Source organism: Shewanella sp. HL-SH2, from assembly GCF_051164935.1.
GTDB lineage: Bacteria > Pseudomonadota > Gammaproteobacteria > Enterobacterales > Shewanellaceae > Shewanella > Shewanella glacialimarina.
The window spans coordinates 653,191-667,922 of record NZ_CP195035.1; the positions used below are offsets into that span (position 1 = coordinate 653,191).

The window sequence follows — 14,732 nt, forward strand, 5'->3', positions numbered from 1 at the left end:
TTATCGAATAAGATTGTTATTTGTCATTCATTTAGGGCTGTTAGTATGATTTCAAAGTGGGCAAAACGTTTTTTTCAAATGGCTGAGTTAGTTGGCTCTTGGAGTAAAGATCCGTCGACTCAAGTGGGCGCGGTGATCACCAAGCATAATCGTATTGTGTCTGTTGGCTTTAATGGTTATCCGCACGGTATTTCAGACAGTGCTGAAACCGACGACCGGGAAATGAAGCTGCTTAAAACATTGCATGCCGAAGAGAATGCGATTTTATTTGCTAAGCGAGATTTAGACGGTTGTGATATTTGGGTGACACACTTTCCTTGCCCTAATTGTGCAGCAAAAATAATTCAAACAGGTATTACTGGCGTCTTTTGCCCTGAACAAAATGCTGATTTTTTATCACGCTGGGGTGAAAAAATTAAGCTTTCACAAGAGATGTTTCAACAGGCTGGTGTGACAGTAAATTGGTTGCCACTGGATGAGTTAGCCGAGTCGTAGGCTATATTGTTATTAATTAAAAATCGCCTATTTGGGCGATTTTTTCGTTTTAACTCATTACCCATATTCTTAACACTCCCCCTCGAGGTTGTTCTATTAGCTTTATTTCCTCCCTAGCGTAGCTTTTTAAGTAATGCCAAGACCGATTAATTATTAATAACATGCTCGTTATAATCATATTCATTAGATTTTTATCAATTATATTTTTATCAATTAGGTTTTTTGCATGGATATGATCTACTTCAAATTAACACTACCCCCTTTTAGGTAACATTCGTTACAGCAAAGAAATAATGACACCTTGCTAACGTAGCACCCATAAAAAGCCCTACAGAGGATAAACAGATGAACACTTATATTAAAGTTAGTATAGCAATCGCCATTGCATTATCGTTTGGTAGTCAAGTCATGGCCGCTGAAGGTGGAAACCCTAAAAAAGGTAAACACCTGTACAAAAAAGAATGTAAAGCCTGCCACAGTGCAAATAGTGAAGGGCAAGAGCTCACTCCAATGACCAAAACCATGAGCCAGTGGGATCGCTTTTTCACTCGCGATATGCACAAAGCCAAACCTGCCGTTTTTGAGGCACTGTCAGAAAAAGACTTAAAAGATATTCAACAGTTTTTATATGACCATGCCGCTGATTCAGATCAACCAGCCACCTGCGGCTAAATCATAAACGCTGAGCACCTTTCGTCTTAAGCGAAAACGTCAGCCACTAATCAAACTGAAAAATAATGGGGCTAAGCCTCAGGGATTTTTACAACTAAAATTTGCCAAATAGACTTGTTTATTAGGCAGGTTTGGGGAGAAATAACATGAGAACTCTCATATCAATACTCGTTGCTAATGCGCTCTTTATGAGCGGTGCTAGCCTTGCTGCAGACGCAGATGCCCAGAAAATTGCTGATTTAAAACAACAGCTCGCAACAATAACTGAAGATCTTGACGATTTAAATTCACGGGTTGATAAAACCGAACGTCACACCGCGTTAGACAGAGTTGCAATCACTGGTGACTTTAGAACGAAAGCGCATTCTTTACATTACCAAAATGTCACATGGAACCCGGCCATGAACGTTAATTTCTCTGACTTTGGCGCGAAAGCCATGTCAGGAGCATTTGGCGACCCGAATAGTGCTACCTCTCCGTTAGGCCAAATGATGATAGCGAACCCTGATTTAGCCAGCGCGTTTCAAAACGGTATGCTACAAGGCGTTATGCCTATGATGTTAGGGGCAAAAACCCAGCAAGATATTGATAATGAAATTTTTTACACCACGCGGTTGCGTTTAAATATTGATGCTAAAGTATGGGATAACGTCAGTTTTTCCGGACGTTTGACCATGTTTAAAAGTTGGGGAGACTCTACTGGCGTTAAAGTGTTTGATTCGTGGAATTCATTCACTATGGATGGCACCAGTAGCGGTAGCACCAGTGGTGATGAATTAAAAGTAGAACGCGCCTATTTTAACTGGAAAGACATTAACGGCAGCGGCACCTATCTTTCGATTGGACGCCGCCCTTCAACCTACGGCCCACCAAGTCACTATCGTGAAAATGAACTCAGAGGCGGCACGCCATCAGGTCATTTAGTTAACTTCAACTTCGATGGCCTAACGCTAGGCTATGATCTCAGTGATATTACCGGTATCGAAGGTCAAACAGTGCGTTTTTGCTATGGTCAAGGATTTGAATCACAGTACGGTAATGGCGAATTATTTGGCGACATTATCACCAAAGATACTCACCTCGGTGGTTTTAATATCGACGTTGTCAGTGACGGAAACCACTTCTTACAGTTCACTTTATTCGGCGCTAAAGATGTCAATGATGGCTTTACAGGCACCATGGCATTCCCGACTCGACTGGCGGGTATCTTTGCTCCAACTATGTATCAAGACATGCAAAAATTTGACAACTTTAACTTCGTTACCCGCGTACAACCCAGCGGTGTGATTGGTGATTTGTTCTTAGGGGGACTAGGTTATGCCTATGAAACCGATGACGATATGAAAATGTTTGCTTCATTCGGTTGGACTCGCGCAGAACCAAACGGTAATGCCGGTTTGTTTGGCGGCATGTTAAGTGACGCAGTATTTGAAGCAGAACTTAACAGCACGGGGACTGAAATCATTATGGTGCCAAAAGAAACGGTTGATAGTGACACTAAAGATGGCTATGGCATTTATGTCGGTATGCAAATACCTGCACCCTACGGAAAGTTCGGCTTGGAATATAACTACGGTTCTAAATACTGGAGTCCGTTCACCCAAGCGCAAGATGATCCTATCGGCAGTAAGCTAGCGACCCGTGGCCATGTAGCTGAAGCCTATTATATTTTTGATATAAATCCAAAAATGTTTATCAAGTTAGCCGGTTTGTATTACGACTATGAATATACCGGAAGTGGCTCACCAGTAGGTGCACCGATGAATGTTGACGATGTGATTGCCGGTAACGCGTTCTCAATGCTACCCGTTGTCGACACCGCCTATGACGTTAATGCGTCACTGACGGTTAACTTCTAACTTGGTTCCTCCCTGAGTGTCTGCTCAGGGAGGTAAGGATATACACCATGAAAATCTTAACTGCAGCCCTTATGTTGCTTGCCATAAGCACCACTGCACAGGCTGCCTTTGACCATAAAGAGGCGCTAAAAGGGCCATTTTCCAACGGCCCTGAAGTGACTACACAATGCTTAACATGCCATAAAGAACATGCTGAAGAATTTATGACATCTTCACATTGGACTTGGGAATTAGAACAAAAGCTACCTGATCGCACAGTGATGCGTGGTAAAAAGAACAGTATTAACAACTTTTGTGTGTCGATATCCGGTAATGAACCGCGTTGTACCAGCTGCCATGCTGGCTATGGTTGGAAAGATTCTACATTCGACTTTAAGGACGCGACTAAAGTGGATTGTTTAGTCTGTCACGACACCACGGGGACTTACATTAAAGATCCTGCGGGTGCAGGCGAGGCCTTAGCAAGAGTCAATTTAGCCAACGTAGCCCAGAATGTCGGTTCGCCTGTGCGTGATAATTGCGGCAGCTGCCACTTTTACGGTGGTGGCGGTGATGCGGTCAAGCACGGTGATTTAGACTCATCCATGTCTTATCCAGATAAAGCGACCGATGTGCATATGAATGCCGATGGAAATGATTTCCAGTGCCAAACTTGTCACGTCACTGAAAGTCATCAAATTACCGGTAATGCGATGGGTGTCTCACCTGGAGGCGAAAGCAAAATTGGTTGTGAAAACTGCCATGATGGCGCACCTCATAAAAACAAAAAGCTTAATACCCACTCGGAAGCCGTAGCGTGTCAGACTTGTCATATACCGTCATTTGCGAAAAATGAACCGACAAAAATGCATTGGGACTGGTCAACTGCAGGGCAAGATCTTCCTGATACGACAGATCAATATGGTAAGCATACTTTTAATAAAAAGAAAGGTAGCTTTATTTGGCAAAAAGACGTTAAACCACAATATGCTTGGTTTAATGGCCGTGCCGATGCGTATATGGCTGGCGATAAAATGGACCCAACTCAAACAATTAAATTAACTTATCCATTAGGGGATATTAATGACCCTAAAGCTAAAATCTATCCCTTCAAAGTGCACACGGGTAAGCAAATTTATGATGCTAAACTCAATATTTTGATAACCCCTAAAACGTACGGTGAAGGTGGCTATTGGGATAAGTTTGATTGGGACTTAGCAGCAAAATTAGGCATGGAAGCTAACCCAACTATGGTAGAGAAAGGCTTCAAGTACAGTGGTAAGCATGGCTTTGTTGAAACCGAAATGTGGTGGCGCATCAACCATATGGTGTCACCAAAAGGCAAAGCATTACAATGTAATGACTGCCATAACAAAGGTGAACGTTTAGATTGGAAAGCGCTAGGATATGACGGCGACCCAATGAAAAACAAACAAGGTAAACGTCATGCAATGGAGTAATTTTAAGCTATTCCTGAAGGCATTGTTTAGTTTCTAGGTTACCTAGACTTAATATTACCAATAATAAAAGAGCTTAAATCGCTAGTCGGTTTAAGTTCTTTTTATAGCGGATTATGTGGGTTTACTGCTGAATAATTTGACCCGCTTTAATGACTTGCTCGCAAGGGTTTACCCCAAAAGTGTAAGCCAGTTCAGCAGGTGAACTAATATCCCACAAACAGAAATCGGCTTGTTTACCTACCACTAAACTACCAACACTTTCTTCAATCCCCAATGCTTTAGCGGCATTAATGGTTAAGCCTTTAAGGGCTTCTTCAGGCGTTAGGCGGAATAATGTACACGCCATATTTAGCATCAATTTGGTTGAACAAATTGGTGATGAACCAGGGTTAAAATCACTGGCGATAACAATGGGTACTTTGTATTTACGCAGCAATTCAATCGGTGGCAATTTGGTTTCTCGTAGAAAATAATAGGCACCAGGTAGCAGTACCGCACAGGTACCGCTTTGACTTAGGGCTTGTACGCCTGCTTCATCTAAATGTTCAATATGATCGACAGACAAAGCGCCAAGTTTGGCAGCTAATTCACTACCACCAATATTAGACAATTGTTCGGCATGCAGCTTTATTGCTAAGCCGGCTTGTTTGGCAGCTGTCAGCACTCGCTCTGTTTGCTCAAGATTAAAGGCGATGCCTTCGCAAAACACATCTACAGCATCAGCAAGATTATGCTTAATCACTTGTGGCAGCATCTCATCAATGACTAAATCGACATAAGCATCAGGTTGGGTTTTATATTCTGCAGGAATGGCATGGGCGCCTAAAAATGTGGTTTTCACATCGATATGGTGATGCTCGCCGAGTTCTCGCGCAACCCTAAGGAGTTTTAATTCGGTTTCGGTATCTAAACCATAGCCAGATTTTATTTCAATTGTGGTAACGCCTTCTTTAGCAAGCGCATTTAAACGCTTACGACCCAGATTAAATAGGGTTTCTTCATCGGCTTCGCGACAGGCTGTTACGGTCGAAATAATCCCGCCGCCAGCTCGAGCAATATCTTCATAGCTTGCGCCTTGTAAGCGTTGTTCAAACTCATTGGCGCGGCTGCCTGCAAAGACGAGATGAGTGTGGGCATCAATCAAGCCAGGAGTGATCCATTTACCTTTACCACGGTAAATCGGCGTGGCTAACGCATCAAACTTAGGGAGATCTGCGCGAGGGCCTATCCAGGCTATTTTGCCGTCTTTTACGGCAATGGCTGCACTTTCAATCGCGCCATATGGCACTGATGATGCTGTATCCATAGTGGCAACGTTGACATCAATCCACACGTGGTCCCAGTTCATAGCCATGTTCTTTACTCAGTCTTTTGATTGTTAATCAAACAATACTTGATCTCGCTTGTATATACAAGCTAGGATGATATCCCATTATTCCTCATTTCTAGCATTGGAACCGCATATGGCATTGGCAAAATTTGCTGAGATTAAACAATTCATCCTTGCGCGTATTGAGGCGGGTGAGTGGGAAGAGAACGCCCGCATACCATCAGAAAATCAATTAACTGAGATGTTTAATTGTAGTCGAATGACTGCCAGACGCGCATTAACTGAACTTGTCGAGGCTGGCATTTTAGAGCGCACCCAAGGGTTAGGGACATTTGTAGCAGGTCTTAAGTCGCAATCGTCTTTACTGAATATTCGTAATATTGCCGATGAAATTAAAGAGCGCGGCCATGGATACAGTGTAAAGCAGCTAGAGTTAACTCAAATAGACGCCATCGCGCCAATTGCTATCGCGTTAGGATTAGAGGTGGGTAGTGCCGTATTTCACTCGGTATTAGTGCATTGCGAGCAAGGTATACCATTACAGTTAGAGGAGCGCTTTGTTAATCCTAACTTGATCCCGGATTACCTAAAGCAAGATTTTAGCCAGCAAACACCCCATGAATACTTATCCCAAATTGCGCCATTAACAGAAGCGCGCCACACAGTCGAAGCGATTATTGGCACAGAACAAACTCAGCAACGTTTAGAAATAGTGGCCACTGAACCCTGCTTACAAATTACTCGCCGTACCTGGTCACGTAAAGGCGTGGTGAGTTTTGCCCGTTTAGTGCACCCCGGCAGTAAATTTAGATTAGGCGGCCATTTAACCTTTAAGCGTTAACCATAAATAAGTTATTCGCCGTAAGTAAACCGATTAACTAACGAACAACAAGCCGTTAGCCACAGAAAAAATAAAACAAACCGAACAGGTTGAAGAGGAAAATATGGATAAAAGACACGACCCAAGCAGACGAATTATTGCGCCACACGGTACAACGCTAAGTTGTAAAAGCTGGTTAACAGAAGCGGCAATGCGGATGTTAATGAACAACTTACACCCTGATGTAGCTGAACGCCCGGAAGATTTGGTGGTTTACGGTGGTATTGGCCGTGCAGCAAGAGACTGGCCAAGCTATGACAAAATTATTGAAGTGCTGCAGCGTCTTGAAGATGATGAAACCTTGTTGGTGCAATCAGGTAAACCTGTAGGCGTGTTTAAAACCCACAGTAATGCACCGCGAGTGATTATTGCCAACTCAAACCTGGTACCGCATTGGGCTAATTGGGAGCACTTTAACGAACTCGATAAAAAAGGTTTAGCCATGTATGGCCAAATGACCGCAGGTTCGTGGATTTACATTGGCTCGCAGGGCATTGTGCAAGGCACTTACGAAACCTTCGTCGCTATGGCAAACCAACACTTTAACGGTTCATCTGCGGGTAAGTGGATTTTAACCGGTGGTTTAGGTGGCATGGGCGGCGCTCAACCATTAGCAGGCACTATGGCGGGCTATTCAGTATTAACCTGTGAAGTGGATGAAACCCGTATCGACTTTAGAATGCGCACCCGCTATGTAGACAAAAAAGCCAAGTCGTTAGACGAAGCATTAGCCATGATTGATGAAGCCAATAAAAGCGGCAAGCCAGTATCGGTCGGCTTATTAGGTAATGCGGCCGATGTATTTACTGAGTTAGTTAAGCGTGGCATTACGCCGGACGTGGTAACCGACCAAACCTCAGCGCACGACCCATTAAATGGTTATTTACCCCAGGGCTGGACATTAGAGCACGCTGCCAGCATGCGTAAAACTGATGAAGCGGCGGTTGTTAAGGCGGCTAAACAATCAATGGCTGTTCAGGTTAGAGCTATGTTGGCATTACAAGCCGCAGGCGCTGCAACTACAGATTACGGTAATAACATTCGTCAAATGGCGTTTGATGAGGGCGTTGAAAATGCTTTTGATTTCCCTGGTTTTGTACCTGCTTATGTGCGTCCTTTATTCTGTGAAGGTATTGGCCCGTTCCGTTGGGTAGCCTTGTCGGGTGATCCTGAAGATATTTATAAAACTGATGCCAAAGTCAAAGAGCTTATTCCTGATAATCCACATTTGCATAATTGGTTAGACATGGCGCGTGAGCGTATTGCGTTTCAAGGTTTACCTGCACGTATTTGTTGGGTTGGTCTAAAAGATCGTGCTCGTTTAGCGTTAGCCTTTAACGAAATGGTTAAAAATGGCGAGTTATCTGCGCCAATCGTTATTGGTCGTGATCATTTAGACTCAGGCTCTGTCGCCAGTCCAAATCGTGAAACCGAATCTATGCTTGATGGCTCTGATGCAGTATCTGATTGGCCACTAATGAACGCGCTATTAAATACCGCTAGCGGTGCCACTTGGGTGTCACTGCACCATGGTGGTGGCGTGGGTATGGGCTTTAGTCAGCATTCTGGTGTGGTGATTGTTGCCGACGGTACTGATGAAGCGGCTACGCGATTAGGTCGAGTATTATGGAATGACCCCGCTACTGGTGTGATGCGTCATGCTGATGCAGGTTACGACATCGCAAAACAGTGCGCTAAAGAGCAAGGTTTAGATTTACCTATGATTTCAAGTGATAAAGCAGGAACACAATAATGACTAAGCATAAATTCACATTAACACCGGGCACACTCACACTGGCAGAGCTGCGCCAAATTAGTCGTAATTCTGTTGAGCTAACACTTGCCGATAGCGCCTTTGCCGATATTAATAATAGTGCTGAAATTGTTCAGCAAGTATTGCGAGATGGTCGCACCGTTTATGGTATCAATACCGGTTTTGGTTTGTTAGCTAACACCAAAATTGCGCCAGGTGATCTACAGCTATTACAGCGCTCAATTGTATTATCGCATGCGGCGGGTATCGGCCAATATATGCAAGATGCGACCGTGCGCTTAATGATGGTATTAAAAATTAACTCATTAAGCCGGGGTTTTTCGGGTATTCGTCTTGAGGTGATCAACTTCTTAATTCAACTAGTTAATGCCGGTGTTTATCCCTGTGTGCCAGAAAAAGGTTCAGTTGGCGCATCGGGTGATTTAGCTCCATTGGCGCATATGTGTTTGCCGTTATTAGGTGAAGGCGAAATGAGTTACCAAGGTGAGTTAATTAGCGCCAAAGAAGGCTTAGAAATTGCCGGTCTACAACCTTTAGAGTTAGCGGCTAAAGAAGGCTTGGCGTTACTTAATGGTACACAAGCTTCAACTGCGCTGGCGTTAGAAGGTTTGTTTAATGCAGAAGACTTATTTGCCGCAAGTTCAGTGATTGGCTCAATGAGTGTTGAAGCCGCAATGGGCAGTCGCAGTCCGTTTGATGCGCGTATTCACGCTGCGCGTGGACAAAAAGGCCAAATTGACTCGGCAGCTATTTTCCGTCATTTATTGGGTAATGACTCTGAAATAAGTCAAAGCCATGCAAACTGTGACAAGGTGCAAGACCCGTATTCACTACGTTGCCAGCCACAGGTATTAGGTGCGTGTTTAACTCAAATTCGCCATGCCGCTGATGTACTATGTGTCGAAGCCAATGGGGTAACAGATAACCCATTAGTGTTCCAGGACACCGGAGATATTCTATCAGGTGGTAACTTCCATGCTGAGCCTGTTGCAATGGCGGCGGATAACTTGGCGATTGCGATAGCTGAGTTAGGTTCAATTTCTGAGCGCCGTATGGCCTTGTTAATTGACTCTAGCTTATCAAAACTACCGCCATTTCTAGTGAATAACGGCGGGGTAAACTCAGGTTTTATGATTGCGCAAGTGACTGCAGCGGCATTAGCGTCTGAGAACAAAACCTATGCTCACCCAGCATCGGTAGACAGCTTGCCGACCTCTGCAAACCAGGAAGATCACGTGTCTATGGCAACCTTTGCCGCGCGTCGTTTACGGGATATGAGTGAAAACACCCGTGGCGTGTTGGCAATTGAATTGTTGGCAGCGGCTCAGGGGCTTGATTTTAGAAAGCCATTACAACCCAGTGCTGCGGTAGCCAAAGCGAAAGCCGAGTTACGTGAAGTGGTGACGTTTTACGATCAAGACCGTTTCTTTGCACCTGACATCGAAAGTTCGATTGATTTATTGATGCAAGCAAACTTTAACACTTACTTACCAATGGGGATGATCCCGAGTCGCTAGATGATCCCGAGTCGCTAGATGATCCCGAGTCGCTAGATGATACGATTCTTGATACCTAGGGTGAGTTGTAAAGCCCTAGGTTAAAAAGTAATGAATAGATAAAGGACCCTGAGGTCCTTTTTTATTGTGATTTTCGGTTTTGTGCGATAACGATAAAGTAAGTGATAAAACACCGCCTAGCCTTGTTTCAAATGAGCAATATCAATATTGTTTAATCTTTCATATAAGTGCTGAAATGATAATGTTAAAATCACGATTTAAAATAATAGTTTGCGGCTGGCTTTAGATGGGTAATTATGGATTTAACTGATTATCGTTTACCCAGTGATTGTTATGTTTAGGCTTATCTTAATGAATAGGATTGAATTTGAATACAAATTGGCGAGTTGAAGTGGCCTCTTGGCTAACAGATTTGGGTATTAATAGTCAGCCTACCGATGGTATTTCTACCTCAGTATTATTGCTCGCGTGTGTGCTTGTGGCAGGCATTGGTTATTTTATTACTCATCATTTTTTTGTGAGTGGCATTAATCGTATTATCCGACGTTCTAGTGTGACTTGGGATGATATTTTTATCCGCTTCAAAATGTTTGAACGTTTAGCTATGCTAGTCCCCCTGCTCATTTTAGATTTTTTATTGCCGATAGTATTAACCGAACATAAAGTATTAAGCTTGTTTTTAGATCGTGCGCTTAGTGCTTTACTGGTGATATTAATTATCCGCGCCATTTACGCCGGTTTGAATGCAGTTAATGAGATAGCAGATGTTAAACGAATTAACCGAAACCTACCGGTTAAAAGCTTTGTACAGCTGATTAAGCTGTTTTTATTCTTTATCGGTCTGATTGTTATTATTGCTGTGTTAAGTGACCGTTCGCCGATATATTTTTTTAGTGGTTTAGGTGTTGCCACAGGTTTGGTGATGTTAGTTTTTCGCGACACCATTTTAGGCTTTGTTGCGGGTATTCAATTAGCAGCTAATCGCATGGTGAGTAAAGGCGATTGGATCCAAATGGACAAGTATGGTGCTGATGGTGCGGTTGAAGATGTCACTTTAACGACAGTAAAAGTGCGTAATTGGGATAACACTATCACCATGATCCCCGCTTATGCTTTAGTGTCCGATGCATTTAAAAATTGGCGCGGTATGTCAGAATCTGGCGGACGCCGTATCAAACGTTCAATTAATATCGATGTAAATAGTATTAAGTTTCTCAGCGATGATGAAAAAAGCCGCTTATCAAAAGTGAATCATTTAAAAGCTTATATTCCACAAAAGCTGTCAGAAATTACCACGGCAAACCAACTGATTAGCGATCTTGATATGCCAGTTAATGGCAGAAGGTTAACTAACATTGGCACCTTCAGGATTTACCTACAGGAGTTTTTACGCCAGCACCCTAAGATACACAAAGACATGACCCTGATGGTGCGTCAGTTGGCGCCAACAACTGAGGGGCTGCCGATTGAATTGTATATTTTTACCAATGACATTCGCTGGGCATACTACGAGGAGATTCAGGCCGATATATTTGATCATGTTTTTGCTGTATTACCAGAGTTTGGTTTGCAAGCATTCCAAAATCCGACTGGCATTGATATGCGTTCTATCAACACTGTAGTCAATAAGCTAGAAAATTAGCAGATTATAGGGCTGTGAATCGCAGCCCCAGCGGTTATTTGGTTTGTTACTTTTGATAAACGGGGATGGTTTTGGCGTGACGGCCATTAATGGTGCGGTAAAAAGCCATCAATTGATTTATTTCTAACTCTATCGCCCCGGTTGGTTTTAATGCTGTGGTGATAATTATTTTCTTACTGTTAAAATCTAAGCCTACCGGCACAATATCAACACCTGCCTGCAGGGCGATATGATAAAAACCACTTTTCCAGCGTTTAACAGTACTGCGAGTGCCTTCCGGTGCTAATGCAAGTTTGTAATTTGCGTTTTGATTAAATAGCTGTACCGCAGAATCAACCAAGTTATTGTGTTTGCGTCTGTCTACCGGGCTGCCACCCATTGCTTTAAATATCCAGCCCCAAGGCGGAACAAACAATTGATGTTTACCTAAAAAATGGATTGGGGTGTTTAATGCACCGCGCGCCAGAATACCAATAACAAAGTCCCAATTGCTCGTGTGCGGGCCAACAATAATGACACATGATTGGTTATGATTTATATGGCCATCAAACTGCCAGCCAAGCTTGGTGAGTGACCAGCTACAGAAGCGATTAAACATAAGTAACCCTTTATTTTTGGCTACCATTAAACGGGTAGCCTTATTATTTTATTATGTATTTTAAAGTAACAAATCTATTTGGATTAGCAAGCGCTTAAGTAGAGCTGACGCATCTTTCTAGCGGCCTGTAGAGCTTAAATTATAGATCAATTGGTGTTAGGTGAATTAATGTGTAGGGGCTTGTTCGAACTCAGTAATATTTTTGGCTTCTTGCAAAATACTCTCACCTAAGTCAGCTTCAGAGCGCATTCTGGCAAAATCCAGTTTCATACGTTGTTGCTTGGGTAGTGCTTGGCGCGCTTCCATAATAGGATGAGATCTTATGATGTCATAATGGCTGAACAGCTGCGGGAAAAGCGGAGTCACTTGTTCTGTCATTGACAAAGCATCGAATAACTTACCAATACGCATTACCCCTTCAGAAAGCTCGCAGCGGTCCTCTAGCATCGCTGCCGCGATGTAACGAATATCGGTAAGGACTTGTTGGCGGCGCACCTCTGCTTTTGCTAGGCGCTCTTCAAGGGCTTGTTGATTAATGGCAGCTTGGCGTTTCACTTTCAACAACAATGATGCGGCATAAGCACCTAAGGCGATAACGATGATAATGGCGATGATTATAAGAGCGGTAGACACAAAGACTCCTTAATTGGCTGACTACGACGAATAACAAACTGGCGCATTAAGCGCCAGTCGGGAGTTTATTTAGTCTTTGGAGAAGTAATCGTTTAAGTGATTCTCACCAGACTCAAACCGGGCTAATAAGTCATCATCAGAATCTGATTTAGCGGGCTTTTTGACTGCTTTTGGAGCTGGCTCAGGTTCATTTAACCCTAAGCGGTTCATTAAATGTTCAATTTTGTCTAATTGAGCATCAAGCCACTTTTGATCTTCTGCAGACAAATCACGGCCTTCTTCTAGCATGTCTAACAAGCTATTTAGGCGTGGGTCATCTTCTAACTTGAGTAACTTTTGCTCGTCAGTCAGTTTAGGTTGCTTAGGCTTATCCTGGTCCGCAACTTTAGATACTTTGACCACAGGTGCTAGTGCTACAGGCTTTTTACTGCCATGACGAGGGTCTGTCGACTTGCCGGCATTAGAGGGTGCACTTTTCTTTAGTAAGGCTTCGTTGTGACGACTTCCAGACTTTCGGCCTGTTTCGCCACGTTTTCCTTCAGCATCTTTACGATCGGCTTTTTTGACTCTAGGTGCAAATTTAGGGCCGTTCTCTCCGCCCTTGCGAGTTTTTTTACTGCGCGCCATGAATTATCTCAGTTACTTTTTAAAACAGCTCACGCCGGCAAAATGCCAACGTGCATTAAATTAGGATGCGCTTTATACCAGATCCTGATGATTTTTGCATCAAAATGAGCGCCTGCGATACAAATAATAGCGTAAATTCGCTATTTTCGGTTAAATATTCGAAAGTTTGTCGTTGATAGAAGCTCACGTGGGTAGGATTATTTTTATAATGCCACTTATTAAAATGTCTTAAATCCGTCATCAGTGGGGTACTAATTGCTAACCATCCCCCCGGTTTAACTAAACGAGATAACAATTGCCACTCTTTATTTGGGTGGCGAAAATGCTCAAACACTTTATAACTACAGACAAAGTCATAGGTTGTTTGCAATACACTGTGATCCGCTGCGAAAAAAGGATCGTATTGTTTAACACTATGGCCGGCTTCATTAATTGACTGCAAACATTGTTGATCCAGCACTCGGCCAAAGTTAAGTCCTGATAATATACCAGATTGTTGTAAATTAATTTGCGCTAAAAGTGGCATTAAGAATTGTGAAAGCTGCCGTTGTTTAGCCCCTTTCTGTGCTCGGCCATAACGTTGCATTTCAATACTGGGTCTTAAATGAGACTTAGGATCTGCCATAACTAGCCCACAATGAGGACAGACATAAAACGCGCGCTTTTTATCCTGCAAAAAAAATTGAGCCTGATGATTGCACAGAGGGCAGGGTATCATGAAATATTTATACACCTATAGAAGGATGTGTCATGACAGTATATAGGGATTTTTTGAGCTTTAAAATCACCAAGATATACAGTGTAGCTTGAAAAAAAGACAAGAAAAAAGGTGGCAGTAAACTGCCACCTTATAAACAGTGCAAAAAGCACCTTGTCCTGATTCCAAGTATCCATGCTTGCTATGCGACTTCCCGGTCGGATCCTTCTTGTTTTTTAAGCTTTCCATGCGCTTATTATTATTGGTCATCTATGACGCTTTTTATATGCTCTGTAGTCATCCTAACTTCAGCTTCCGTAGACGGTCATTAATGACACATCATATTCCTAACCGTCATCTGTGACGTGAATTTACTATCCATGTATAAAGTACCTTCCAGTGATAGTCAGCTTCCAGTGAATGCATCCTAAGCATGAGCTTTGTGTGCGAATACAGATGGCTTTTATCTCTGTTGCGTAAGGCAGTGCTATATAGCATGTCGACCAATTGGTCTATCCCTTACAAATTATCTGACCTGGATCTCAAACCGAAATCGCGACTCTTTGTTA

The 14,732-nt window shown here is 43.0% G+C and carries 13 protein-coding genes; 8 read left to right on the forward strand and 5 right to left on the reverse strand.

Annotated elements, in window-relative coordinates; genetic code table 11:
* Window positions 1-45 precede the first annotated feature (45 nt).
* The 4 genes from ACRWP9_RS02725 to ACRWP9_RS02740 all read left to right on the forward strand — a co-directional run bounded on the left by ACRWP9_RS02725 (window position 46) and on the right by ACRWP9_RS02740 (window position 4,465).
* Entirely contained in the window at window positions 46-495 is a 450-nt protein-coding gene (locus tag ACRWP9_RS02725; RefSeq protein WP_226412085.1) for a dCMP deaminase family protein, read from the forward strand.
* 345 nt (window positions 496-840) lie between these two features.
* Window positions 841-1,167 (forward strand): c-type cytochrome, encoded by a 327-nt coding sequence (locus ACRWP9_RS02730; protein ID WP_226412083.1) that lies wholly within the window; start codon window positions 841-843, stop codon window positions 1,165-1,167.
* Window positions 1,168-1,313: 146 nt separating this feature from the next.
* The gene (locus ACRWP9_RS02735; protein ID WP_434927753.1) at window positions 1,314-3,026 is read left to right on the forward strand and encodes a DUF3373 domain-containing protein; all 1,713 of its coding nucleotides are present in this window, start codon (window positions 1,314-1,316) and stop codon (window positions 3,024-3,026) included.
* 47 nt (window positions 3,027-3,073) lie between these two features.
* The gene (locus ACRWP9_RS02740) at window positions 3,074-4,465 is read left to right on the forward strand and encodes a tetrathionate reductase family octaheme c-type cytochrome (RefSeq protein ID WP_434927754.1); all 1,392 of its coding nucleotides are present in this window, start codon (window positions 3,074-3,076) and stop codon (window positions 4,463-4,465) included.
* A gap of 121 nt (window positions 4,466-4,586) precedes the next feature.
* Here ACRWP9_RS02740 and hutI read toward each other — a convergent pair whose 3' ends face one another.
* Window positions 4,587-5,813: an imidazolonepropionase gene (gene hutI / locus ACRWP9_RS02745; RefSeq protein WP_434928906.1), complete on the reverse strand. Its 1,227-nt coding sequence runs from the start codon at window positions 5,811-5,813 to the stop codon at window positions 4,587-4,589.
* Window positions 5,814-5,928: 115 nt separating this feature from the next.
* On the opposite strand from hutI, the gene hutC reads away from it, so the two are divergent.
* The 4 genes from hutC to ACRWP9_RS02765 all read left to right on the forward strand — a co-directional run bounded on the left by hutC (window position 5,929) and on the right by ACRWP9_RS02765 (window position 11,608).
* A complete protein-coding gene (gene hutC, locus ACRWP9_RS02750) occupies window positions 5,929-6,636 on the forward strand; it encodes a histidine utilization repressor (protein ID WP_434927755.1) in 708 nt (235 codons plus the stop codon).
* A gap of 103 nt (window positions 6,637-6,739) precedes the next feature.
* Window positions 6,740-8,428, forward strand: coding sequence for a urocanate hydratase (gene hutU, locus ACRWP9_RS02755; RefSeq protein WP_226412077.1), 1,689 nt, complete (start codon window positions 6,740-6,742; stop codon window positions 8,426-8,428).
* On the forward strand, window positions 8,428-9,966 hold the full coding sequence (gene hutH / locus ACRWP9_RS02760; protein WP_434927756.1) for a histidine ammonia-lyase: 1,539 nt from the start codon (window positions 8,428-8,430) through the stop codon (window positions 9,964-9,966). The genes hutU and hutH overlap by 1 nt, the downstream gene beginning before the upstream one ends.
* Window positions 9,967-10,333: 367 nt before the next feature.
* Window positions 10,334-11,608 (forward strand): mechanosensitive ion channel family protein, encoded by a 1,275-nt coding sequence (locus tag ACRWP9_RS02765; protein WP_434927757.1) that lies wholly within the window; start codon window positions 10,334-10,336, stop codon window positions 11,606-11,608.
* A 46-nt stretch (window positions 11,609-11,654) separates the two neighbouring features.
* Here the strand turns inward: ACRWP9_RS02765 and ACRWP9_RS02770 are convergent, their stop codons facing one another.
* The 4 genes from ACRWP9_RS02770 to ACRWP9_RS02785 form a co-directional block, all read right to left on the reverse strand.
* The gene (locus ACRWP9_RS02770) at window positions 11,655-12,206 is read right to left on the reverse strand and encodes a 1-acyl-sn-glycerol-3-phosphate acyltransferase (RefSeq protein WP_434927758.1); all 552 of its coding nucleotides are present in this window, start codon (window positions 12,204-12,206) and stop codon (window positions 11,655-11,657) included.
* 165 nt (window positions 12,207-12,371) lie between these two features.
* The gene (locus ACRWP9_RS02775; RefSeq protein WP_434927759.1) at window positions 12,372-12,839 is read right to left on the reverse strand and encodes a DUF2489 domain-containing protein; all 468 of its coding nucleotides are present in this window, start codon (window positions 12,837-12,839) and stop codon (window positions 12,372-12,374) included.
* A 69-nt stretch (window positions 12,840-12,908) separates the two neighbouring features.
* Window positions 12,909-13,466, reverse strand: coding sequence for a Der GTPase-activating protein YihI (gene yihI / locus ACRWP9_RS02780; RefSeq protein WP_434927760.1), 558 nt, complete (start codon window positions 13,464-13,466; stop codon window positions 12,909-12,911).
* Between the two features lie 55 nt (window positions 13,467-13,521).
* Window positions 13,522-14,184 carry a methyltransferase domain-containing protein gene (locus ACRWP9_RS02785; protein ID WP_434927761.1) on the reverse strand — a complete coding sequence of 221 codons (663 nt, stop codon included), beginning with the start codon at window positions 14,182-14,184 and terminating at the stop codon, window positions 13,522-13,524.
* Between the last annotated feature and the right edge of the window lie 548 nt (window positions 14,185-14,732).

Bases quoted from the DNA above. Each gene is read 5' to 3' on its own strand.
- ACRWP9_RS02725 (WP_226412085.1), top strand. From the start codon at position 46: ATGATTTCAAAGTGGGCAAAACGTTTTTTTCAAATGGCTGAGTTAGTT.
- ACRWP9_RS02730 (WP_226412083.1), top strand. From the start codon at position 841: ATGAACACTTATATTAAAGTTAGTATAGCAATCGCCATTGCATTATCG.
- ACRWP9_RS02735 (WP_434927753.1), top strand. From the start codon at position 1,314: ATGAGAACTCTCATATCAATACTCGTTGCTAATGCGCTCTTTATGAGC.
- ACRWP9_RS02740 (WP_434927754.1), top strand. From the start codon at position 3,074: ATGAAAATCTTAACTGCAGCCCTTATGTTGCTTGCCATAAGCACCACT.
- hutI (WP_434928906.1), bottom strand. From the start codon at position 5,813: ATGAACTGGGACCACGTGTGGATTGATGTCAACGTTGCCACTATGGAT.
- hutC (WP_434927755.1), top strand. From the start codon at position 5,929: ATGGCATTGGCAAAATTTGCTGAGATTAAACAATTCATCCTTGCGCGT.
- hutU (WP_226412077.1), top strand. From the start codon at position 6,740: ATGGATAAAAGACACGACCCAAGCAGACGAATTATTGCGCCACACGGT.
- hutH (WP_434927756.1), top strand. From the start codon at position 8,428: ATGACTAAGCATAAATTCACATTAACACCGGGCACACTCACACTGGCA.
- ACRWP9_RS02770 (WP_434927758.1), bottom strand. From the start codon at position 12,206: ATGTTTAATCGCTTCTGTAGCTGGTCACTCACCAAGCTTGGCTGGCAG.
- yihI (WP_434927760.1), bottom strand. From the start codon at position 13,466: ATGGCGCGCAGTAAAAAAACTCGCAAGGGCGGAGAGAACGGCCCTAAA.
- ACRWP9_RS02785 (WP_434927761.1), bottom strand. From the start codon at position 14,184: ATGATACCCTGCCCTCTGTGCAATCATCAGGCTCAATTTTTTTTGCAG.